Source organism: Candidatus Fukatsuia endosymbiont of Tuberolachnus salignus (assembly GCF_964030845.1).
GTDB lineage: Bacteria > Pseudomonadota > Gammaproteobacteria > Enterobacterales > Enterobacteriaceae > Fukatsuia > Fukatsuia symbiotica.
On sequence record NZ_OZ034983.1, the window covers coordinates 2,271,049 to 2,292,074 of the forward strand.

Consider the following 21,026-nt stretch of genomic DNA (forward strand, 5'->3'; position numbering starts at 1 on the left):
CATGGGAGAATCAGCCATGGACAAGACCGCAGTGGGTATTGATGTTGCCAAATTAAAATTCGATGTTGCAGTGTGGGTAGAGAGAAAAAAGTATAAAACAAAAGCATTCCCGAATACCCCCTCTGGATTTAGCCAACTACTGAAATGGCTTATCCCTTACGGGGATTGTCATATTTGTCTCGAAGCCACAGGGAGTTACAGTGTTCCACTGGCTATGTTCTTAGTTGATAATGGCATTGACGTCAGCCTAGAAAACCCATCACGTATTCATGCCTTTGGTGAGAGTGAACTGAGTCGGAACAAGACGGATCAGGGGGATGCAAAAATGATAGTGCGCTACTGCGCACTGCATACACCTGTCCTCTGGACTCCTCCTCCCTTGAGCGAACGTCAATTAACCGCGCTAGTACGCCATCTAAAGAGTTTAGAGGAAATGAGGCAAATGCAAGAAAATCGGCAATCAGTGGCTGACGATGTCGTTCAATCCTCACTGCTTGAAATCATTTCTGCACTTAAACAACAAATCCAGGCCACCAAAGAAAAAATAAAAAACCATATCGATAACGATCCTGACTTAAAGAAAAATAAAGCGTTGCTGGAGAGTATTCCTGGTATCGGTGAAATACTAAGTGCCAGTTTGCTGGCGTATGTGGGTAATGTGTCAAAATTCACTAACAGTAAGGCAGTGGTGGCCTATGCCGGGCTTAACCCAAAACTTTGTGAATCAGGTTTATTTAAAGGACGGAGCCGCCTATCAAAACGGGGTCATACCGAGCTCAGGAAAGCGTTGTATATGCCCGCTCTGGCTGCCCTTTCTTGTAATCCGATAGTGAAAGCACAGTGGCAACGACTCGTATCACGCCATAAAGGGGGTAAAATGGGCGTCTGTGCAGCAATGCGCAAATTACTCCAACTGGCGTATGGTGTGCTGAAATCAGGCATCCCATTCGATACAAAAATAGCACTTGCATCATGATGGGCAAGACGGTATCTGATGCGCGGTTATGCGGAAGGGGGCCCGGTCAGTCATCGCCAAACAAAATCACCGTGCCCCCCCTTCATTGGGGAGGCAAGGGAAAGCTACAGCGGTAGCAATCAACGTGGGGGATATTAATATTTTGAATCAAGGGATGGGACAGCAATCCAGCCCAAGCACACAGGATAGCGCCGCTCTGCGAAAACAAATCAAAACGGCGATTACGTCGACTATCAGTGAACAGCTCAGTAAGCCCGGTACGCCCTTATGGCTGGCTGTGCAGGGGCGGGGGTGATCAAATAACCCATTGCCTAATAATCAAGAGAACATTTTTTAGGTAATATGAGGGCATTTTGTATAGCAGGGGCCGTATAAGTTGATTATGAAAATCAGAAATAACATATTGATATTAATTAATATTTATTAACAAAAGTGATCACGTTACATGGCGCCTGCTATATTAGCGAACAAGGGGAGGAAGCGGTTCGTTCGCTTTTCTGTATTCATCTTTATATTTGTTATATGCATCAGCAGCTGCACCGATGACACAGATACCTGCAGGAACAGCTGTAACGGCGGCCCCGATAGCAGCTCCGGCGATCGCGCCACCAGGCACAGGCACTACTCCCGCTCCAATCATGAATCCCAGACTAGCCCCAGCTGCAACAAGCGCCAGTGCATGGGGGAGGATCTTTACACCCTCAACGAAACCTATACACAAAGCCTTTCCAACATGCGTTATTTTTCTTATAAATATCTTCAGCTTAGAGAATGAAGCTGACTTTTTATTCATGGCAGGTTCTGACGCAATATTTCTCAGGCTCGAGGGAGAGGGAGCACCACTCCTCTGAGGAGACCCAACAACCCCAACAGACCCAAAATCTAATAGTTCAAATGTACCAAGACTCCCAGTATATGACGATGCATTTGCACCAAGGGTAGATGCCATATTTTTTCTCTCAATAATTAGTTATATAATAATTATTATAATCAATGATAAACATAAAAGCATCTATTAGTTAGACACACAGGACGATTGCGCTATGTTATTTTTATTTTAAAAATCAAGTAATTAAAAAATAGTACGCTCGCTACGCAATTTTAAAATTAGTTAATAATCATATGGTTATAAAACATAGCGCGATTGCCCTATAGATACACAACGCTAATATTGACATGCCTTGACACAAATAAGGTCACGAGGCAATTTATTGAATCATGGCAATTAAAACATTCAGTTGGCGTACTCAAGGTACACCGGAAGGCAGCTTTTTACATCGCGTCAGGGTGGCGCAGTTCGGTGATGGCTATAAACAGGTCGCAGGCGACGGTATCAACCCCGAAAGCCAGTCATGGCCTCTGACTTTTCAGGGCACTGAAAAAAACATGCTGCCATTGCTCACCTTTATTCGCCAACACTGTACACAGCCTTGCTTATGGACGCCACCCTATGGGGTGCTGGGTCTGTACCGTGTGGCAGCAGATTCCATCAAGATGACTCCCTTGGGCGGCAATATCCTGTCTATCAACTTTACTTTTGAACAGGCTTTTCAGCCTTTATCGATAGATTAAAAAACAATCATTACACATTGGATTCTTTTAAAGTTTTTTCTAAACTAGAATATTCTCTAAGTTGCTTGAGATCTTCAATGACGTGAGCAGAAATATCAATTTTATGTTTTTCTCTCAAATCATTAAAATTTTTATTCAATAATGATATGTCTACTGAGATACTTTCATTTGATGTCATTTGTTGAATTGCTTTTTTTAATTCTTGAAAATTTACTTGTAATTTCTCGACAATATTTTGGGTAGGAGGCTCTTTATTAATGACTTTATCATAAACTCTATGGGCCTCATCTGCGATTTCTGATGTAACCGATTTAGACTCAAGAAGATGGCTGACATAATTATGATAAAGTGTATCTTTATAATCTTGAATACCATTTCCTTTAAGATACTTATTAGGACTAAAATTTTCTATAGCAGAAAATTTATTCTCCTGATTTTTCAATGCATGTGCTGTTTCCGGATTAAAATTAATAGCTTTTAAAGAACATTTTATCATTATTTCTTTAAAAATTTCTTTGTGCTTGCTATTTATTTCATCACGATATAATGAGATGAACTCACAACTAGCACGCTTAAAAAATACGCGATCTTCTTGTGATAAGTCTTTATTATCAAATGATATTAATTTTTCATTTATTTCATCAATTTTTCCACGTAAAGTTGTGGTATCCATAGAATATGGTGCAGCTCTAACGTTAGCTGAGTTAGATGAATTTATTTTTGGCATGATATCTCTCTATTTAAAATTATCATTAATGCATTTCTAATAAATGTTATTGGGAACACTATTTTTCAAAAATTAATACTAAGATTAAAAGCGTAAAATTACTATCAAAAAACGCTTATATTCGAGTCTATGCTTGAGTGGGTCTGCTGAATGCGTTATAAAGAATATATCCATCATTGATAAAAAATATTAAATGATTTTTTATGTGTTTTGGCGTCTTAAAAGATGACATCATATTGATAATCTGAATTAGGGATAAGGCATTTAGTAACTATTGGTTTTTAAATGTATCTAATAAAAATGTTGGCTTAATAATTACGAATAAGTAAATACATGAAACTCAAAAAGACAATTTTTGTCGCTTATTCTGGTTATTACTTCTTTATACCATAATAATTTAAATTAATTGGACCTGTATTTATCCAGAATGTAGGAAAAATAGGGAGTAACATTATGGCAATCCATACTGACCTGCAACGCTTGGCGCCAGGCAATCGTATTCGTTTATTCGAAGTCGATGGCACGGCGTTCCAGGCAACTATTTTACGCTTCCACGCGGATACTTTAGCCCATACACCGGAAGAACTGACTGCCGCTGCAGCTGATGAAACCAAGCTCAACGCAAAATCCATCTGGTGGCAAGGTAAGGAATATGCTCCCTGGCCGGTACAGATAGAAGGACTGGAAACCGCCAGTGATGGACAACAAGCACAGCCCAGATTAACCGTTGCTAACCTCGATGGCAGCATTACTGCCCTGTGCTTGAAATTTGACGACATGGTACAAGCTAAAGTTATCATTCACGACACCTTCAAACATTATCTGGATGCGCGTAATTTTCTAGAAGGCAATCTCGAAGCCGATCCGACACAAGAAAAAGTCCAGGTCTACACCATTGACAGCAAATCACTGGAAACCAGCGAGATGGTTGAGTTCACCCTCTCCAGCCCGGCGGATTTGCAAGGTTTGCTAATTCCTACACGGCAAATCCATTCGCTGTGCACCTGGGCGATGCGTGGTGACTACCGCAGCGGTAACGGCTGTGATTATGCAGACAATCGATACTTTGATGAGCAGGGCAACTCCACCGATGATCCGACTAAAGACAGATGCACTGGCCGGTTAGTGGAATGTAAAAACCGGTTTGGCAGACATAATCCGTTACCTTTTGGTGGGTTTCCAGGCTCAGCACTGATAAAGAGATGATGATGCGTAAAAAAACGCTACAGGCGATGCTGGCTCACGCTGCTGCCGCCTATCCCAACGAGTGTTGTGGTCTCATCGCTCAACAATCACGGCAAGAGCGTTATTTTCCCTGCCGCAATTTAGCCGCTAAACCAACAGAACAGTTTTATCTCGATCCTCAAGGCTACATGGATGCCGAAAATTGGGGTACCGTCACCGCGATAGTGCACAGTCATCCCGATGCAACTAGTCAGCCATCGGAATTGGACAGGGCACAATGTGACCATACCCAACTGCCCTGGTATATCGTCAGCTGGCCCGAGGGCGATGTGCGCACACTTCAGCCTCGAGGCGAGTTACCGCTGATAGGGCGTGAATTTGTGCTGGGGCATAGCGACTGCTGGGGACTGATATTGTCATATTTTCGCCAGACGCATGGCATTGAACTTAACGATTATCGGGTAACCCACCCTTGGTGGGAATCAGGTCAGGAAAACAGATATCTGGATAATTGGTATCAATGTGGATTTCGGGAATTTAGCGGAGAAACGCAACCCAGTGATGTAGTGATGATGCAGGTTTCAGCCCCGGTTGCTAATCATGCAGGGATTTTGCTGGCAGACGGCATGTTATTGCATCATCTGTATGGCAAACCCAGCCAACGAGTACCTTACGGCGGTTATTGGCAAGAGCGTACGGTGAAGGTGGTCAGGTATCGGGAATTGATATAATCTGATTTTGTATCTTTTGAACCATTTTACTATCAGCTCAACGAACTTTGATTGAACTGCAAAACTTGGAGTTGTGTAATATTCGTTATATTTTGTTACGTAATTATATTGTGCATAATATGATCAAACAGGGCATTATTGTGGTTTGTACAATTTAGAATTAAAAGAGATTAGAATGGTCAGAGTTAGTAATCCATCACCAGGTAAGGTTGTTGATGCTCCTTCCTTATTCTTATGTCCTACTCTCCACCCACCAATTAGATTTCAAGACAATCAACCTAATAAAGCTCATAATACTTACAGGTCTCTAAGTCCTCCCTATCGTGTTCTCGATTCGGAGGACTCACACGATGTACTTGATTTGAGTGCTTCATCCGGGAAAAGACCTGCTAGTGATCCTAATCTTCAATCAGCAAAGCGTATAAAACCTTCTGATTCTCCAAATTCCTTCGATGAAAAAGCAAGCTCACTAGTTAGGGTTTCTAATAGGAAGGCTAGCTCTCCTTTGAATGATCCATTTATGCGAGCTCAAATAAAAAAAATACAAAAATTACAGGCGAGCCATAAAGATAACGTTATTCATCCGGTTAGTACCGAAACTGGTCTCTGTAATACACCTAGGTGTTCATTTAACAAAAAAATACAAGAGAAATTTGTCGACCTCATAGAGCCTTATCCAACATCAACTCAAAAGTTTGTTCGCAAGAAATTAAATCTAAAATCAAGCACTGTTTCTAACTGGCAAAAACCTAAAAAAGAATAAACTCAAAACCTCAGGATTAATATCACATTAACTCTGAACAAGGGCTGCCTATGCAGCCTTTTTTATTATCAGGAGCCAATAACATGGCAGTATTCCACCAACCGTTACGAACAATCCGTCTGTACGGAAAACTCGGGCACCTGTTTGGCCGTGTGCATCAACTCGCGGTCGAGACCCCCAGAGAAGCGATAAAAGCGCTGTCGGTTATCCTGCCTGGGTTTGAGCAATTTATGTTACGCAGTCAAGCACAAGGCCTGACCTTTGCAGTATTTAACGGCCAGCACAATATTAGCAGAGAAGAATTAGCCAGCGCCCACGGCAGCCAGGATATTCGCATTGCCCCGGTGATTATCGGCAGCAAACGGGGTGGCGTGTTTCAAACCATTATCGGTGCGATGTTAGTGGCAGCATCCTTCATTCCTGGTGCTCAATTCTTAGCCCCTGTGGGCATTTCCATGATGGTCGGCGGGGTTATCCAAATGCTATCCCCACAACAAAGTGGGTTATCACGCCGTGAGGACCCTGATAACAAGCCCAGCTACGCCTTCGGGGAGCCCGTCAATTCCACCGCACAAGGCAATCCGGTGCCGATTGGCTACGGCAAGCGGCGTATCGGGGGTGCAGTGATTTCGGCGGGCATTTACGCGGAAGACCAGATGTAAAAATAACAGAACAGCGAACACAATCCAGGTCGCCAAGGCGATCTTTTTTTATGGGTAAACTATGGTCATCACAGGAAACAAAGGCGGTAGCCAGCGGCCACCTACGCCCACAGAATCCCCGGACAGCCTGCATTCTACCGCCAAAGCTAAAATATTATTGGCCCTGGGTGAAGGGGAATTTGCGAGCGAATTAGACGGCACCCGTATTTATTTGGATGGCACCCCGCTTAATAATGCAGACGGCAGCGCTAATTTTACCGGTGTCACCTGGGACTACCGCCCCGGCACCCCATCGCAAGACTACATTCCCGGGATGCCGAACGTTGAAAATGAAGTTACGGTCAACACCGAGTTAAAGGCCGACACCCCGTGGGTGCGGGCTATCAGCAACACCCAGTTATCTGCGCTGCGTATTCGATTTAGCTGGCCGGCGCTGCAACGTCAGACTGATAACGGCGATGTTAACGGCACTCGCGTTGAGTATGAGATAGAGATGGCGACCGATGGCGGGGCTTACCATACTGTCCTCAAGACCGCAGTGGAGGGCAAAACCAGTACAGGGTATCAGCGTTCACACCGTATTAACTTGCCTGACGCGAAAACCGGTTGGCAACTCCGTGTCCGTCGTCTGACACCGAACAGCACCAGTAACCGACTCGCCGATAACATGCACATTGAGGCATTGGCCGAAATCATTGATGCCAAGTTGCGTTATCCCAACACCGCTCTGCTGTATATCGAATTTGATGCCAGCCAGTTTCAGCACATTCCCGTGATTGCCTGTGAGCCCAAGATGCGGATAATACGGGTGCCCACGACCTACGGCCCCGCAACGAGGACGTATAAGGGCACGTGGGATGGCACTTTCAAATGGGCGTACAGCAATAATCCGGCCTGGGTGTTCTATGATATTTTGCTTGCCGAGCGCTTTGGCCTCGGCCATCGCTTAACCGCTGCACAGGTGGATAAATGGGAGCTGTATCGCATCGCGCAATACTGTGACCAATTCGTCCCCGATGGCAAAGGGGGTAACGGGACCGAACCGCGCTTTCTGTGTGATGTGTATATCCAATCCCAGGCTGAAGCCTTTATCGTACTGCGGGATTTGGCGGCGATATTCCGCGGCATGACCTACTGGGCGAATAATCAACTCTGTGCCCTGGCCGACATGCCCCGTGACCGAGATTACCTGTACACCCGCGCCAATGTCATTGAGGGACGTTTTTCCTACGCCAGCAGCTCAGAAAAAAGCCGCTACAGTACGGCAATGGTCAGCTGGAGCGACCCGGCTAACGGCTATCAGGATACCCTTGAAGCGGTCTCGGATGAAGCCTTGGTGCGACGCTATGGCATCAATCAACTGAGTACCACGGCAATCGGTTGTATCCGTCAGACAGAAGCCCACCGGCGTGGTCGTTGGGCGCTGCTCACCAATGCCAAAGACCGCTTGGTGACCTTTGATGTTGGCTTAGATGGCGCGATTCCGTTACCAGGGCACATCATTGCGGTTGCCGATGAAATGTTATCAGGAAGAAAAATCGGGGGGCGCATCAATCAAGCCGCAGGCTGCGACATTACCTTAGATAGACCCGCTGACGTCAAACCCGGCGATCGACTTATCGTCAACTTACCCCGTGGGTCCGCCCAAGCACGCACCGTCCACGCGGTTAACGGTCAACTTATCACCGTCAGTGTGGCTTACAGTGAAACGCCGCAACCGGAGGCGATTTGGTCGGCGGAGGCCGATGACGTAGCCCTTCAGCACTACCGGGTGACCCGTATCGAGGACAATAACGACAACACTTATCGCATTAATGCTGTCCAACATGACCCTGATAAATATGAACGTATCGACAGCGGCACGCGCCTCGACGAGCGGCCTATCAGTGTGATTCCGTTGACCCTTCAACCCCCTCCGACACACATCACGTTGACCAGCCATGCGGTGATTGCTCAAGGTTTAGCCGTCACCACTTTACAGGTTAATTGGCAGGCAGCCAGCGGTGCGACCGCTTACGACGCACAATGGCGGCGGGACAAGGGCAACTGGACGCCGCTACTGCGGGTATTGACTTGCGGCTTTGAGGTCCCCAACAGCACTGCGGGACAGTATCAAGCACGGGTGAGGGCCATTAACGCAGCAGGCATGGCTAGCCTGTGGGTCACGACGCCAGAAATCCCTCTCCAGGGGAAAGCAAACCCGCCACCCCAACCGGTTAGCTTGACCACCACGCCAATTGTGTTTGGCATCACACTCAATTGGGCCTTTCCTGCGGGCGCTGAAGATACCTTAAAAACCGAGGTGGAATGCAGCCGTTTTGCTCATGACGCCCATCAGAAGCCACTGATTGACATTGCCTACCCGCAGCGTCATTACACGATGCAGGGTCTGGCTGCGGGGAAAACCTTTTACTTTCGTGCCCGTCTGGTCGATCGACTGGGCAATCAAGGTGCCTGGACACCGTGGGTCCAGGGGACATCGAGTGACGATGCAGATATTGTGCTCGATCACATTCGTGATGACATCATGACCACGCAGGCCGGTAAAAGACTCACCTCTCAACTCGATACCCTCATAAAAACCAGCCAAGCCAATGAAAGAAAACAGGAACACAGTCGTATCACACTCCAAAAGGAGGTCAAAGACCGGGTAGAAGAAACGCTGCTGCAGGTGAATGAACGACTAGAGCGACAAGACAAAACATTGCAACGGTATAACCAGGGACTTAAATCCCGCTTCAAAATAAGCCAATTACAAACACAAGACGTGCAAAAGACCGCCACGCATCTGGATACCGCATTTGTCACCTACAAAGAGGAGATGGACACGCAATTTGACCGTGCTAACGCGGATATGCTGGCACTCAGACAGGCTCAATCCGATGCGCAGCAGGCGTTCAGCCTTTACCGCCTGGATATCACTGCCCGCTTTGATAAAAATGACGCGTTAATAACCGACATCCACACGGCGCACGCCACGGCGACCCAGGCCCTGGCCGACTATCAAAACCGGATAAGTGCCCGATTCGGCAAAAATGAAACGGCGATAAGCCGGGTCAAACGCGCTCAAACCACGGCGACCCAGGCGTTAGCGGAATATCAAAACATGATTGCCGCGCGATTCCGTGACAACGACGCTGCCATTGAAACCAAAGCCACAACACAATTTACCTCATCAGGCGGTAACGCCCTGTACAGCATAAAAGCGGGCATTCATCACCAGGGCAAATATTATGATGCGGGCATGGTGGTCGGCGTGGAAACCCGTAACGGGAGTGTAAAATCACAGATAGGTTTTAATGCCGATAATTTTATTTTATTAAGTGGGCAAAATGGCAAAAAGTTCTCGCCCTTTGCGGTAAAAAATAATCAGGTCTTTATACGTGAGGGCTTTATTCAAGATGCGACCATTGACACGGCTAAAATAAAAGAGGCCGCCATCACTAATACAAAAATTGGTGGACCTCTCCAGTCGACCAACTGGGCAGCAGGCCGTTCAGGATGGAAAATAGAGAAAGCCGGCAACGCCGAGTTTAACGATGCTACCTTCAGAGGGACAATATATGCCACCGATGGCTGGTTTAAAGGGACGGTGTCTGCGGATAAAATAGAAGGGGATATTCTGGACATGTCTCCTAATTTTTTTAAAACAAAAAAAGGCAGCATTCCCGATAGCCAATCTGTAATATTCCCTTTGTTTTATATAAAAAAACAGCCTCACCACGAAGAGTGTTGCTATTAGGGAGAAAAGAGAAAGGGATAGCCTTGAGCGTATCACCCGATTGGGTCAGAGCAACGATAACCCGTGATGGCATGGATGTGCAATACCTTGGGAAAGCCGGGGCGGGGCTATTAGGAGAGTATGTTAACGCTGTCAACGAAGATATTGATATCACCCTCCCGGCAGGTGAAGGGGAGGTATTAATTGGTTTAAGATTACAATCTACACGGGGTAAGCTTAGAATGTTCAACTGGACGGCAAGCGGTGATATCTACACCATGAAAAACGCAGCCAGTATCAAAATAGCCTGATTAAAATAACTACCCGCCTATGAATTTTACCGTATGTAAGATGACGTTTTCTGTCATCTAAAATTTTATATAAAAACAGATGACAAATAACCACACAAATTACGAAAATAAAGATGGTCTGATATAGAGTATCGTTCGTCAAGGCTGCCTCCTAAGGTCGGCGACGTGAAGTAGTCTGTTATCTCTTGATTTTTTTTAAGAAACGGTGTTATCTATTAGCCGGTCCCGTTACTCGTTCAGCTAAGGTGTTATGCCTAAAAATATCTGTCACTCACATCAAACAGCGCATACCAAAATGGTGAAGCAGACCTTGAAAGAGGTTGCTAAAGCCTTAGCCATGCCTTATCAGAAAACGCATCAGGCCTTTACTGGCGGAGATAATCTTTTCATTACAGAGACGTTTTGGGAAATATTCTGGGCTCGCTTTCCCGCAGAGTCTGCAATGAATGCGGTCTATTTTTGCCCGGAGTGTCGGTCGTTTGATCTAGAACACCCGTGATGCTTGAGCCGAAAGATGAACCGTAAACTGCGTCATCCTTTTCAGGTCGGTCATGCGTGGTGGAATTACTATTGTGCTCATGCGGATAAAATACGGCCGGTGGTGGTCGATAATCTGATTAAACTGTTTTCCTGCGGAACATCGGCGCTGGGGTTTGCCAGCTGGCGCTGTCAAAAGGCAGGCTGTACGCACACCAAACGGATTTGCTTTACCTGCCACAGCCGTTCATGCCCTTCCTGTGGTAAGAAAGCCACAGAGCGGTGGGTGGCCAAACAGCGCACGGTGCTTCCCATCACAAAATGGCAACACATTACGTTCACTTTTCCCCGTGAGTTCTGGCCGTTGTTTGAGCTAAATCGTGCGCTGTTAACGCATCTCAGTCGTCTCGCTGCCAAGGTTATTTTAGATTTTTGCCAGCCAAAAAACCTATTGCCTGGCCTATTCACGGCGTTGCATACGCATGGGCGAGCGCTGAATTGGCATCCTCATGTGCATCTTTCGGTGACCTGTGGCGGACTCGATGACAATGCCGAAAAATGGAAAAAAATCACGTTTAGCGGAAAAACGTTGATGAAACAGTGGCGTTATCAGATTATCACACTACTTCGTCAACAGTGGGATACCTTGCAATTACCACCGGAGTTATCACAAACCCTCACGAGGCCGGGTCAACGGGAGCAGTTTCTGGATTTCCATTACCAACGGCATTGGAATATCGACCTGGCAAAGCCGACAGACAATGCCCAGCAAACGCTCAATTATTTAGGCCGTTATTTAAAAAAGCCTCCGGTGTCGTTATCCCGGCTGGAACATTATAACGGCCAGGAAGTGACCTATCGCTACCTCAGTCATAAAACCCGAGAGCAAGAAAAACTTAACCTCAGTATGGACGAGTTTATTCAGCGTTTTATTAGCCACATTCCGGATAAACATTTTAGGATGGTCCGCTATTATGGTTTTTTAGCGCCCCGCCGTCGGACTACACTGCTGCCGATTATAGATGCTTTGTTGGGGCAGGAAAAAGAAAAAACCGTCAACATCACTTATGCGGCAATGTTAAAACGCCTAAGTCGTATTGACCCTCATGAGTGCATCCTGTGTGGCTCTCGTTTGGTGCTAAGCGGTATCACATCAGGCTTGCCGTGGCATCAGTTAATGCTTCACCATGAATCTCTGGCAAAAATGAAGGGGATTTAGCCTCTGCAGGGAAGGGGCGCCTCGCGTTCGAAAATGCTGGTTTTTTAAACGAAAATGACCCTATTATCACCCGGGACTCTCTACGTTAAGGAGAATAACCCTAAAGTTTGAAAATAATATCGTTTATTTTTTGATCCAATTCTGTTTTTGACAATAAAACCAAATTATTAAAATTCCTATCTATCAAGATAAGCATGGAATACATACGACTGTATTTAGCCTTCCCTACTGACGGGAAAAATAAGTCCTTAAATATTCCCTAAACCTATAGTAGGTGCTGTATGTATTCATTATCATTCGAAACACTGGAAAAATTAGATTACTAAATAATATGTGAAATTATAATTTTTATGAAAAATTTATAATATTATTCTAAACACAAAAACCAGTATCTTCTGGTCAAATGAGTATATGTAACATCACTATTTATAGGGGCTTACTTTTACGTAAGTCGCCTTTTCGTCATTTGAGCTGATTATATGCTTTAAGATTCTCAAACATATAAACTGCTAATAATTTATCTGAATTTTTTTCAAATACAAACTCATCCATATACTCACCTTCATGCCTCTCTCCATCACCTTCTTTCAAAGTAAAAGCTAAATAAAATCTGGCTGCAACACGATCAGTATCCTCTGTGTTGATGAAATATTGCTTAAATTTAGTACTAGCAGAACGAACCTTTGGTAAAAAATCTTTAAAGAATTCTTGGGCGTTGAATTTACCTTTACCTGTTGAGAAAACGACGGACTCTTTAGTAAAAATTGTAGCGATTTCTTGATACTTTGCTGCTCCCAAACCATTAACGTATTTTTTAACGACTTCCTGACGTTGTTGAGCAAGTTCCTCGGATGTAGTTGCAAATGCAGTATTGGTGAGAGCGAAAAGTACGATGGCAAGATAAGACATTTTCTTTAGTTTCATAATAGGTTCCATATTAGTAAGTTATCCCTCATTTGCATAGTGATCCATCACTAGATTAATGTAATAAGCTACCATCTTGATTGTCAACTGTTACCGTTAGAGCTGATATAAATGGAACGGCAAGGAATGGACAGTAGAAGAAAAAAACTTGCCACCACAGCGGGTCAACTGCGAAATGTGTTTATTATTACCACTCACAAACTGACCTTGATTAACTATTCGATTAACAAGCAGCCCTTCACCGACATTCAACACATGGAATTTATGACCATGTGTGTCGCGTAGGCATCTTGGCTGAAACAGGTAGATTGGTTGCTAGTTACGACCACTTATGGGGATCCCCATCGGTCAGCTGTTACACCGTGGAACCATTAAGGCTGGCAGTAGCGATACTAGCCTTAAGCAACAAGCATGGGAAAAAATTTTTTAAAATTTAGTATTAACCTATTTTAATATATATTATTATTCTATTATCTATTCATAATAATTATCATTAAAAAATAAATAATTATCTTAGCAAATTAAAATAGAGTATAAAATACTTTTTGACGATAAATAAGACGATTTGATACGTACAGAAACGATGAATGTGTTTTTTATACATTAAGCTATTAGCTCATTTTATTGCACGACGCTAATGGATGTTTAACGACCAACAAAGCATTAAAGGAACGAACCGTGGTAGCACCTGTTTCCTCTGAAGTTACTCACCCCCAATCTCATCAAGACACTCCAAAGTTTCAAAGCTCTCGGATATCCTTAAGAAAGGGGTCCACTGATCGTTCTTTTTCTCTGTTAGACTTTGCAAGAGAGAAAAAATGGCGTCATGCATTTGGGCATAACGGTGTGGCAAATTTACTTAGTGTGAGTAGAACAGCACATCGTGATACTGCTCAAGTTTCGTCTAATATTATTCGCCAGGCACCAACATTTCATCGATCCCCCGCTACAATTTATGTCCTTCTAGAAAATCAAAGAAAAAGTCTAAAAACATTAGCAATACAACCTTTCAAGATGGAAGAAGAATTATCACACAGTGAATATGCTAGTTGTCGTGCCTTAGTGGGAAGTCAGGCTCAGGCTCTACTACCCTTGCTGTCTACTTCTGAAAGAGGAAGTCAGCAAGTTGGTACAGAAGAGAAGAAAGTAGTTATTTTTAAGGCTAAAAATGAAACCGCTTCTATGCCTTTAAGCACTAAACACTGTACTCGGGAAGAAGAGGCACCTCCTGGATGTGTAACCAATAACCCCAAACGGTCATACCCTCCAGTTAGCCGTCAAGGAGTTGACAACCATGCAGATTTTACTCATCTCCGTCATTACAATCGGTAAAAAAATGAGCGCTAAATAAACACTGAATGTTATTAATTCTTAGCATCCATTAGTGCTAGAAAATAAAGATAAATATTGCCTCTTTCATCTTCTGGCATTTTGGCTACACATTATCTACTGCCTATTAATTTATGATGGCATTAATGGTTAACAATGAACCCCGAAAGCAGACTTGATTATCTTAAAGATGTATTACAACTACCCAGCTTAGTGTTTGATGAAGAAGGCTGTTGCATCGTTACTTTCGATGGTATCCCGATTAATTTTCAAACGATTGATGACCGCTTGGTGATGACAATTTATATCGCTGAATTGCCGGAAAATACTGAAGCTGATTTTTTCGCTAAATTACTGGCGGCCAATCTGTATTGGAAATCGACTCAAGGATGTACCCTGGCGTTTGATCCAGAGAGCCGATCACTGGTTGCTCAGGTCATTGACGATGAAAATAAGGACATTAAAAAAGTATTGGAATCACTGCTAGAAGTGACCGAGGGTTGGCGTACCTATATGGATAACCCTCCCATCCCACATAAACGACAAGATATTAGAGGAATAAGATTATGAAAACCGGTTCAGCTAGCGAAATAGTAGGTTCTTCTAGCTCGCAGACTACAGAAAGAAGAAGTGTTGAAAGCAGTGCTAAGACTCGTTTATCTTCAGGCGGTGTTGAGATAAAAGTCAGTCATGATGAAAAAAAGTCATCCTCCAAAGAAAACCTGAAAAGGGTGATGATAAGAGCTTATAACTTGCCTTTTTCACTACTTACAGCCAAACCTAAAATTAGCTCAGAGCAAGCTAGTAGTAGTGGATACTCTACAAAACAAACAGTACTCGAAAAGAGAAGTTTGCAAAACACCTCTAAGATACCTAATGTTGCAAACATTCCGCAAGAGACTGCTTATTTAGCTATGTCCCAAGAAAAAGCACCTTCACAGTTGGAAAAGGGATCCTCAGAATTTCCATATATGGTTGATCATGCCGCTGCAGCAGAATTCTATATAAAAAACGGACATCGTTCTCATAAATGTTTCCACGAACAACATGGTGTTGGATGTAATGGTCAAGCAAAAGATGTTAAAAAATCTGAAAGCTCTAGTCCACAAATTGAAAATCGCCAAAATAGTGGAAGAAATGTTTACCCTTGGCCCAAAGGGAACACGTCAGGAATAAAACCAGCTTCACATGCTGTGCCTCCTGGTCAATACGCCTAATTTATTTTCCATTTTAAAATAAATTAAAAAGCAGAATATTACATGATTGCTTATTGGCAATCATGTGAGTTCTGAGTAACAACGTGCTACCACTGTATTTTTTACTAGCAGGTAGATAGTTTGTTGGTAGGAAGCTCTTCTGCAAGAGAAGTCACAACGCTGGATTCACTAGACTTCTTCGGAAACTAGCATTCATGTAGGAATTTTGTTAAAAATCTCCTGAACAAGGAGCCCCTATGAAATATGAGGGACTCAAGGTACTGGAAGAGGAAAAATTTCGGCGCTTAACCGGAATTAAACGCAGTACATTTGAAAAGATGATAAAGATATTGAATGAAGCAGATAAGTGTAAGCAAGGAAAAGGAGGTCGGAAACCTAAGCTGTGTTTAGAAGAGCGCTTATTAATGGCCCTTGAGTATCTACGGGAATATCGCACTTATTTTCCTGTCAGCCAAAGCGATGGGGTGAGTGATAGCACATGCTATGAAACGATTAAATGGATAGAGAATACGCTAATAAAGCATCCTGATTTTGCCCTACCTGGACACAAAGCTTTATTAAAAAGTGATAGGGAGTATGAGCTCGTTCTTATTGATGCCACAGAAACGCCGATTGAACGTCCAAAAAAAATAAAAGCAGTTTTACTCAGGAAAAAAGAAACGACCCACCTTAAAAACCCAAGTGATCGTCGATAAAAAAAGCGACGCAGTCATCTGTACAACCATTTACTAATGGGAGGCGCCATGATTTTAGGTTGTTCAAGGAGTCTGGTGTGCGAATACATCCTGAAATCAAAACAGTGACAGATACAGGTTACCAAGGGCTTGGCAAGATTCATTCAAACTCGGCGTTGCCTAAGAAAAAGACAAAGAAAAATCCTTTAACACAAGAAGATAAACGCAACAATCGTAAGTTATCAAGCCTGCGTGTATTAAACGAAAATGTCATTGGTATGATTAAACGATTTAAAATTGTATCAGATCGTTATCAAAACAGGCGAAAACGGTTTGGATTAAGATTTAATCTGATTGCAGCAATTTATATAGCAGAACGGTTCTATTCTAATTACAGCATAAAGATGAGTCGTGTCATATATTTGTACTGAATAGTATTCAGTATGTAATCAAAATTATACCGTACCGCTATAACATGGAAATTAGATAAATGAGAGTTTCCGAAGAGGTTTAATGAATCGAGCGTAACAATCGCATTATCCAACGCTAATGCATCAATGATCTGACGAGCGAGTTCGCCTTCTTTGCCCTGACTGTTTGCCGCTTTTTGATAGAGAGTAATACCGACGTCAACATCATAGGCACTGACGGTATGTAAGGCGGTACAAATCTCTTCAGACCAGGTTCTGCGTAAGGTTTTACCGTCGAGTGCTATCAGAGTCCTACCCGCTCGCTCACGTCGTTCATTAATCCATGATAGCAAGGTTTGAACGAGCAAATACGTCTTTAATGCATTGATAATGTTTGCAATGCAACGGCGGCGTGGGATCCCGCTTTGATAAGTGCCATACTTTTTTAGCCAATCGAGCTGAGCTTCGCCAAAATCCTGGATAGATTTCCACCCCGAGGCTCCACTTAACACCGCGGCAAAAACTAAGAAAATCACATCGATCAATGGGTGCTTAATATTGATATCTTTACGCCGGTCGGGGATCAGGGCTAATTGCTTAAAAAGGCTCATAGTTAGGTATTCATTAGGATAAATACTCTTCTGATCATTCTGCCTACATAGAGTTCAAATTAAAGTGGGATCCCGCCCTGGTATTCCCCTCGGATTTATTGAACAACCTGCAACCTTAAAAAATGACAGCGTTTTCCTTCAGATTGGGTTTCGAAAAGAGAAACCAGCCCTTCTTGGATGACAATATTCACGCCTTAGAGCCGACGTTATTAAGCAACACGCACAGAGCTGTCTAGACTATTATTGTATGATGACAATTGCACTACCGTTTTTTCTGCTGTTGGACCAGACGTAGACGATACACTGACACGTCCCTCAGAGAAGGCCGCCATCTGTTGAGCCAGATTTTCTGTGCCATGATGAAGGGTGATACAGTCAAAACCTCCGTTGCCGTTTAACAGACTTTCCGTAAACCTGTCCTTAAGGCCAACAAAATGGACATTTAGTCCGGATTGTTTTTCTTGTATCCATGCAGAAAAGGCTTGGTTCAACGGTTCAATGCTAGAAGCGTTGGTGAGGTAGAACATTTCACCTGTCGGACTGGTCCCCATGATGCCATTCATATAATTCACTTGACGATATCCTACTTTGAACACTCCGGGAGTTTTGATCACCTGTAGCCCAGCATCCTCTAATTGCTTATTAATCAATGCGGTAACTTTTTCCCTTTCCTGACGTGATTGTGCAAGGTCAGACAACGTTTTTTCCAGATTTTTTTCCAAATCTGTCTTGTATTTCCTACGCCTCATGACTGATTTGTTACTCTCGTCATTCAATACACGTTGCACCAGTTTCTGGGTTTCCTCATCATCTTGCATCAGCACGCGTCCGTCCGCCAGCGGACGTAAATACATGTCAATATGAAACCCAGGCTGACTAATGATAACCAGATCTTCACGTGGCACATTTAGCTCATCGGCCATGATATCCTGAGAAATCTCATTCATCGCCAGGAAACGAATAGCCTGATTATTAGCCTCCTCCCCGGTAAGCGTTTGGCTCATAAAATCCCCTGCTTTCAGCATAACTATCATACGGCTGACAGCGCTAGCATCAGGATCAAACGTTTTCAATTTTTCATCGATTAAAGCATCGCTATAAGTATGCTTATTGACCAGTGTGGTCTGTAATATTGCATCACGCCCAATCAGTACGTAAGGCCGACCATCGGCGCGTCGGCCAGTCAGCATATTTCCCCCATCGATGACGGACAATGTTTTGATCATTTGCATTCCGCGCGCTTTTACCATGTTATCAGCCACATCCAATGTTGTCTGATTCAGCCCCTGTGTCTCGGCCTTGTCTGGGGTATCTAGACTATGATGTCCTTCCTCTTCTGCACCAGGAGTATCCTTGCTCAGTGCGGTCACAAACTTGGTGAATTTGTCTTCACTGTACAAAGGTGTCTGAGGCTGAAAAGCATACTTGCCATCGGCAGATAACCACATATTATCTTCCATCCATTTATATGCAGCTTTTTCATTACGTTCAGCCTTTGATGTTACCATTAAAGCAGTACTATCAAGTGCCATTCGCTTTATGGCTTCGAACCCGTAGCGCTCTCCCAGTTCTTGTAACTCGTTTGAAAAATGATCAACGTCTTCTTCTTCGTCTCCTGCTTCTGCAAGATAAACGTCTTCTTCTCCTGCTTCTGTAAGATAAGAGTAAGAGGAGTAATAAAGATGACTGATACGATTTTTGAGGTCATCTGAATGTCATCGAACAAAGCGGTGTAACGGCCATGCGCCAGTAAAAAACTCAATCCGCTGGCCTGTGAAACCGGTAAAGCAGGGGGAGTGACTACAGGAATATTTACCTTATCGGCGATCTGAGCATTGTTAGAGACTGTGCTTTCTTGCGGCAACTGCCCCGCCGTATTACGGTGCTGGAGGGTGGCTTCGTTCACTTCGCCAGACGCCAGCAGGTGTCTAACGAACTGTTGATTACTGGCAGCATAGGCGTAGTGCAGGGCGGTATTACCCAGCTGGTCAACCAGATTATTTAATCCCCATTTACCGGCTGGGGTTGCCAATATCATATCAACCGCTGCACTGTTATTAACCTCGATGGCACACATTAACAAAGTCTGACCTTTTCTCTGAACTCCCTTGCCCCCACTAGCATAGTGGGCGGTTAATACATCAGTTTTACCCGCACGAAAAAATCTTATTCACAATTCTAGTCCTCAGTGTGCTACAGCTAGCTGTAGCTGTTCGTATTTGAAAAGGGTAGGGCTCGCATTTATAACGATTTTAGGATCAGCTTAAAGTTTAAATTACTACAGCTGCCAGCTGCTTTGAAATTTTCTTTTATATCAACCGGATGCCCGCATTTTTTTGCAGAAAACAGTCCATTCTGTGCTTCAAAGGCGCGAATTTATAACAATATTTTTACATAAACAATAATATTTACATATAAAAAAATAACATTATAAAAATAAATTAAACAATTAACATAACATCGGAACCCATCATGCCAACCTATTTTTTATCTCCTATTTTTACATAAATCCTTGCAGTGACCCTATTCAAACGATTACTGATTGACTCTAATTACAAGACAATATTCAGTGATAAAATTAAGAAGAAGAGCAGCCTTGCCAGGTAAGTGGTACTCGAACGGCATAAGCGTTTACAGGTTAGGAAAGAAAGTTTAGAAGCAAAACGCCAATGCATATTCGAAATTGAATTCAAAATTGATCGCTGCTGCTAAGGCGTGTGGTGAGGCCATTGAACGACTACTCCATAAAATTGAAATGAATCAGAGTCAATTACGTTTACAAATCAACACAGCCAAAACAGAACTCGAGCAGTTACAAAAAGACATGCTTGATGTAATTTATCATGTCCTAATCTGCCTAATGATTCAGTAGCTGATGGTAAAAATGAAACAAACAATCATCTTTGCCGTCGTGATATGCAGCCGATTTAACGCCACGTGGTAGTGTTTCCATGTGTTAAGCTCAGTAATCTCATTCTCAGTAGCAATCCCTAACTCCACCGCATCTTGCAAGGGCGCGATTTTCGTCATCGATTCTCTGAGTAAATAACGGCGCTTTTCGGCGCGTGTTTTCGTTTGCTGGGCAGTCAAAAGCCTGTTGATGCATCGCCATCGCTTCCGGCAAGCTAAAACCCATTTCGCTCAGTTGATAAGAATCAGCGAGGACATTGACGTATTCACAACCATTTTTATCGGTCACGAGTTTCGCACTGAATAAATAATGGTAAAAGGTGAGCAGGAAAAACGACTAAGAAGGGTTATGTGATGTGATGCCATGTCATAAGCGGCGGGTATCTCAAGAAATCACTCTTTATCAGCAAAAATGGAATGTTATTAAATACGCCATTTTTGATCACATTAGATTACTGTTGACTTGCCTTAGTTAGATTTGTGAGAAACTCGTGTCTGAGCATTGAGCATGCCCGAATCAAGATGAGATAATTGTGTAGAAACGTGTCCAAGTGTAGAAAATGACTGTGTCGTATTTGTGTCGTCACTGAACAGCGTTGAATGTCGA

Annotated in this window: 23 protein-coding genes and 1 pseudogene; 17 read left to right on the forward strand and 7 right to left on the reverse strand. The window is 43.5% G+C overall.

Annotated features, from left to right (window positions below; translation table 11 throughout):
* The first annotated feature begins 1 nt into the window (after position 1).
* Together AAHH42_RS11125 and AAHH42_RS11130 are read left to right on the forward strand one after the other, a co-directional pair.
* Positions 2-976, forward strand: a complete 975-nt coding sequence (locus AAHH42_RS11125; protein WP_342221038.1) for an IS110 family transposase — start codon at positions 2-4, stop codon at positions 974-976.
* Positions 977-1,004: 28 nt separating this feature from the next.
* Complete coding sequence (locus tag AAHH42_RS11130; protein ID WP_342221037.1) at positions 1,005-1,271, forward strand: hypothetical protein; 267 nt, start codon at positions 1,005-1,007, stop codon at positions 1,269-1,271.
* A gap of 165 nt (positions 1,272-1,436) precedes the next feature.
* Here the strand turns inward: AAHH42_RS11130 and AAHH42_RS11135 are convergent, their stop codons facing one another.
* Positions 1,437-1,925: a hypothetical protein gene (locus AAHH42_RS11135; RefSeq protein WP_342221036.1), complete on the reverse strand. Its 489-nt coding sequence runs from the start codon at positions 1,923-1,925 to the stop codon at positions 1,437-1,439.
* A gap of 269 nt (positions 1,926-2,194) precedes the next feature.
* Between AAHH42_RS11135 and AAHH42_RS11140 the strand changes: the two genes are divergently transcribed.
* On the forward strand, positions 2,195-2,548 hold the full coding sequence (locus AAHH42_RS11140) for a phage tail protein (RefSeq protein WP_342221132.1): 354 nt from the start codon (positions 2,195-2,197) through the stop codon (positions 2,546-2,548).
* A gap of 10 nt (positions 2,549-2,558) precedes the next feature.
* Here AAHH42_RS11140 and AAHH42_RS11145 read toward each other — a convergent pair whose 3' ends face one another.
* Positions 2,559-3,275 carry a hypothetical protein gene (locus tag AAHH42_RS11145; RefSeq protein ID WP_342221133.1) on the reverse strand — a complete coding sequence of 239 codons (717 nt, stop codon included), beginning with the start codon at positions 3,273-3,275 and terminating at the stop codon, positions 2,559-2,561.
* A 453-nt stretch (positions 3,276-3,728) separates the two neighbouring features.
* Here AAHH42_RS11145 and AAHH42_RS11150 point away from each other — a divergent pair, with 453 nt between their 5' ends.
* From AAHH42_RS11150 to AAHH42_RS11185, 8 genes are all read left to right on the forward strand, one after another.
* A complete protein-coding gene (locus AAHH42_RS11150; protein ID WP_342221134.1) occupies positions 3,729-4,481 on the forward strand; it encodes a phage minor tail protein L in 753 nt (250 codons plus the stop codon).
* A 2-nt stretch (positions 4,482-4,483) separates the two neighbouring features.
* A complete protein-coding gene (locus AAHH42_RS11155; protein WP_342222069.1) occupies positions 4,484-5,191 on the forward strand; it encodes a C40 family peptidase in 708 nt (235 codons plus the stop codon).
* Positions 5,192-5,366: 175 nt separating this feature from the next.
* Entirely contained in the window at positions 5,367-5,954 is a 588-nt protein-coding gene (locus tag AAHH42_RS11160; protein WP_342221135.1) for a hypothetical protein, read from the forward strand.
* Between the two features lie 83 nt (positions 5,955-6,037).
* Complete coding sequence (locus AAHH42_RS11165) at positions 6,038-6,616, forward strand: tail assembly protein (RefSeq protein ID WP_342221136.1); 579 nt, start codon at positions 6,038-6,040, stop codon at positions 6,614-6,616.
* 61 nt (positions 6,617-6,677) lie between these two features.
* Positions 6,678-10,358 (forward strand): TipJ family phage tail tip protein, encoded by a 3,681-nt coding sequence (gene gpJ, locus AAHH42_RS11170; RefSeq protein WP_342221031.1) that lies wholly within the window; start codon positions 6,678-6,680, stop codon positions 10,356-10,358.
* 23 nt (positions 10,359-10,381) lie between these two features.
* A complete protein-coding gene (locus tag AAHH42_RS11175) occupies positions 10,382-10,648 on the forward strand; it encodes a hypothetical protein (protein WP_342221030.1) in 267 nt (88 codons plus the stop codon).
* A 250-nt stretch (positions 10,649-10,898) separates the two neighbouring features.
* Positions 10,899-11,147, forward strand: a complete 249-nt coding sequence (locus tag AAHH42_RS11180) for a hypothetical protein (protein ID WP_342220947.1) — start codon at positions 10,899-10,901, stop codon at positions 11,145-11,147.
* A gap of 15 nt (positions 11,148-11,162) precedes the next feature.
* The gene (locus AAHH42_RS11185) at positions 11,163-12,344 is read left to right on the forward strand and encodes an IS91 family transposase (protein ID WP_342221137.1); all 1,182 of its coding nucleotides are present in this window, start codon (positions 11,163-11,165) and stop codon (positions 12,342-12,344) included.
* Positions 12,345-12,806: 462 nt separating this feature from the next.
* Here the strand turns inward: AAHH42_RS11185 and AAHH42_RS11190 are convergent, their stop codons facing one another.
* Entirely contained in the window at positions 12,807-13,268 is a 462-nt protein-coding gene (locus AAHH42_RS11190; RefSeq protein ID WP_119797088.1) for a hypothetical protein, read from the reverse strand.
* A gap of 111 nt (positions 13,269-13,379) precedes the next feature.
* Here AAHH42_RS11190 and AAHH42_RS11195 point away from each other — a divergent pair, with 111 nt between their 5' ends.
* From AAHH42_RS11195 to AAHH42_RS11215, 5 genes and pseudogenes are all read left to right on the forward strand, one after another.
* Positions 13,380-13,553 (forward strand): hypothetical protein, encoded by a 174-nt coding sequence (locus tag AAHH42_RS11195; RefSeq protein ID WP_162859951.1) that lies wholly within the window; start codon positions 13,380-13,382, stop codon positions 13,551-13,553.
* A 393-nt stretch (positions 13,554-13,946) separates the two neighbouring features.
* Positions 13,947-14,600, forward strand: coding sequence for a hypothetical protein (locus AAHH42_RS11200; RefSeq protein ID WP_119797087.1), 654 nt, complete (start codon positions 13,947-13,949; stop codon positions 14,598-14,600).
* Between the two features lie 153 nt (positions 14,601-14,753).
* Complete coding sequence (locus AAHH42_RS11205; protein WP_119797086.1) at positions 14,754-15,167, forward strand: type III secretion system chaperone; 414 nt, start codon at positions 14,754-14,756, stop codon at positions 15,165-15,167.
* A complete protein-coding gene (locus AAHH42_RS11210; RefSeq protein ID WP_342221138.1) occupies positions 15,164-15,814 on the forward strand; it encodes a hypothetical protein in 651 nt (216 codons plus the stop codon). Before AAHH42_RS11205 ends, AAHH42_RS11210 begins: the two co-directional genes overlap by 4 nt.
* Before the next feature lie 236 nt (positions 15,815-16,050).
* A pseudogene (locus AAHH42_RS11215) lies at positions 16,051-16,919 on the forward strand (IS5 family transposase).
* Here the strand turns inward: AAHH42_RS11215 and AAHH42_RS11220 are convergent.
* From AAHH42_RS11220 to AAHH42_RS11230, 3 genes are all read right to left on the reverse strand, one after another.
* Entirely contained in the window at positions 16,880-17,509 is a 630-nt protein-coding gene (locus AAHH42_RS11220) for an ISAs1 family transposase (RefSeq protein WP_342221139.1), read from the reverse strand. The pseudogene AAHH42_RS11215 and the gene AAHH42_RS11220 overlap by 40 nt on opposite strands.
* 209 nt (positions 17,510-17,718) lie before the next feature.
* Entirely contained in the window at positions 17,719-19,041 is a 1,323-nt protein-coding gene (locus tag AAHH42_RS11225) for a hypothetical protein (protein WP_342221140.1), read from the reverse strand.
* A 5-nt stretch (positions 19,042-19,046) separates the two neighbouring features.
* Entirely contained in the window at positions 19,047-19,586 is a 540-nt protein-coding gene (locus AAHH42_RS11230; protein ID WP_342221141.1) for a hypothetical protein, read from the reverse strand.
* 606 nt (positions 19,587-20,192) lie between these two features.
* Between AAHH42_RS11230 and AAHH42_RS11235 the strand changes: the two genes are divergently transcribed.
* On the forward strand, positions 20,193-20,381 hold the full coding sequence (locus AAHH42_RS11235; protein WP_342221142.1) for a hypothetical protein: 189 nt from the start codon (positions 20,193-20,195) through the stop codon (positions 20,379-20,381).
* On the opposite strand, the gene AAHH42_RS14875 is transcribed toward AAHH42_RS11235, so the two are convergent.
* The gene (locus AAHH42_RS14875) at positions 20,375-20,599 is read right to left on the reverse strand and encodes a tail fiber assembly protein (protein ID WP_425286296.1); all 225 of its coding nucleotides are present in this window, start codon (positions 20,597-20,599) and stop codon (positions 20,375-20,377) included. The two genes, AAHH42_RS11235 and AAHH42_RS14875, sit on opposite strands and share 7 nt — an antisense overlap.
* Positions 20,600-21,026 lie beyond the last annotated feature (427 nt).

Bases quoted from the DNA above. Each gene is read 5' to 3' on its own strand.
- AAHH42_RS11190 (WP_119797088.1), bottom strand. From the start codon at position 13,268: ATGAAACTAAAGAAAATGTCTTATCTTGCCATCGTACTTTTCGCTCTC.
- AAHH42_RS11125 (WP_342221038.1), top strand. From the start codon at position 2: ATGGGAGAATCAGCCATGGACAAGACCGCAGTGGGTATTGATGTTGCC.
- AAHH42_RS11210 (WP_342221138.1), top strand. From the start codon at position 15,164: ATGAAAACCGGTTCAGCTAGCGAAATAGTAGGTTCTTCTAGCTCGCAG.
- AAHH42_RS11195 (WP_162859951.1), top strand. From the start codon at position 13,380: ATGGAACGGCAAGGAATGGACAGTAGAAGAAAAAAACTTGCCACCACA.
- AAHH42_RS11165 (WP_342221136.1), top strand. From the start codon at position 6,038: ATGGCAGTATTCCACCAACCGTTACGAACAATCCGTCTGTACGGAAAA.
- AAHH42_RS11135 (WP_342221036.1), bottom strand. From the start codon at position 1,925: ATGGCATCTACCCTTGGTGCAAATGCATCGTCATATACTGGGAGTCTT.
- AAHH42_RS11140 (WP_342221132.1), top strand. From the start codon at position 2,195: ATGGCAATTAAAACATTCAGTTGGCGTACTCAAGGTACACCGGAAGGC.
- gpJ (WP_342221031.1), top strand. From the start codon at position 6,678: ATGGTCATCACAGGAAACAAAGGCGGTAGCCAGCGGCCACCTACGCCC.
- AAHH42_RS11145 (WP_342221133.1), bottom strand. From the start codon at position 3,275: ATGCCAAAAATAAATTCATCTAACTCAGCTAACGTTAGAGCTGCACCA.
- AAHH42_RS11185 (WP_342221137.1), top strand. From the start codon at position 11,163: ATGAACCGTAAACTGCGTCATCCTTTTCAGGTCGGTCATGCGTGGTGG.
- AAHH42_RS11230 (WP_342221141.1), bottom strand. From the start codon at position 19,586: ATGTGTGCCATCGAGGTTAATAACAGTGCAGCGGTTGATATGATATTG.
- AAHH42_RS11225 (WP_342221140.1), bottom strand. From the start codon at position 19,041: ATGGCACTTGATAGTACTGCTTTAATGGTAACATCAAAGGCTGAACGT.
- AAHH42_RS11150 (WP_342221134.1), top strand. From the start codon at position 3,729: ATGGCAATCCATACTGACCTGCAACGCTTGGCGCCAGGCAATCGTATT.
- AAHH42_RS11130 (WP_342221037.1), top strand. From the start codon at position 1,005: ATGCGGAAGGGGGCCCGGTCAGTCATCGCCAAACAAAATCACCGTGCC.
- AAHH42_RS11160 (WP_342221135.1), top strand. From the start codon at position 5,367: ATGGTCAGAGTTAGTAATCCATCACCAGGTAAGGTTGTTGATGCTCCT.
- AAHH42_RS11180 (WP_342220947.1), top strand. From the start codon at position 10,899: ATGCCTAAAAATATCTGTCACTCACATCAAACAGCGCATACCAAAATG.
- AAHH42_RS11205 (WP_119797086.1), top strand. From the start codon at position 14,754: ATGAACCCCGAAAGCAGACTTGATTATCTTAAAGATGTATTACAACTA.
- AAHH42_RS11220 (WP_342221139.1), bottom strand. From the start codon at position 17,509: ATGAGCCTTTTTAAGCAATTAGCCCTGATCCCCGACCGGCGTAAAGAT.
- AAHH42_RS11155 (WP_342222069.1), top strand. From the start codon at position 4,484: ATGCGTAAAAAAACGCTACAGGCGATGCTGGCTCACGCTGCTGCCGCC.